General features: G+C 57.7%; 1 protein-coding gene and 1 pseudogene. One reads left to right on the forward strand and one right to left on the reverse strand.

Annotation, left to right across the window (positions count from 1 at the left end; all coding sequences use genetic code 11):
- Window positions 1–131 (reverse strand): annotated as a pseudogene (locus tag AC5ZGW_RS47325) (MFS transporter); the annotation flags it as partial.
- A 118-nt stretch (window positions 132–249) separates the two neighbouring features.
- On the opposite strand from AC5ZGW_RS47325, the gene AC5ZGW_RS47330 reads away from it, so the two are divergent.
- Window positions 250–402, forward strand: a 153-nt coding sequence (locus tag AC5ZGW_RS47330) for a winged helix-turn-helix transcriptional regulator (protein WP_496114297.1), incomplete at its 3' end; no start/stop codon positions are given.

A 402-nucleotide genomic window follows, 5' to 3' on the forward strand; every position in this document is an offset into this window, starting at 1 on the left:
GCCAACGCATCAAGCAGCGGCTGGGCATAGTAGATGTTCGCGACGCTGAGACCTGCCGCGATGGCGAAGAGCAGCGTCGTGGTTCTCGACAGCCCGTCATGTGGTTGGTCCGAAGTTTCATTGCGCCCCATGTCTCGGCTCCTCTTGGCAGATAATTGGTCTTATCTTAAGACTACTTGCGATACACAAATCTAGTTCTATTTTAGAACCAGATTCGGATGCGTGCGGGCGCAAGGGAGAGCGGTGGCCATGGTAAAACGTGTCAGCCTGTCGGGAGCCGATTGCCCGGTGGCGCGGTCGCTCGATGTGATCGGCGACTGGTGGTCGCTGCTGATTATCCGGGATGCGTTCGAGGGCGTGCGGCGTTTCAGCGAGTTTCAGACGGGACTCGGTATCGCCAAG

Source organism: Bradyrhizobium sp. Crot121, assembly GCF_059512385.1.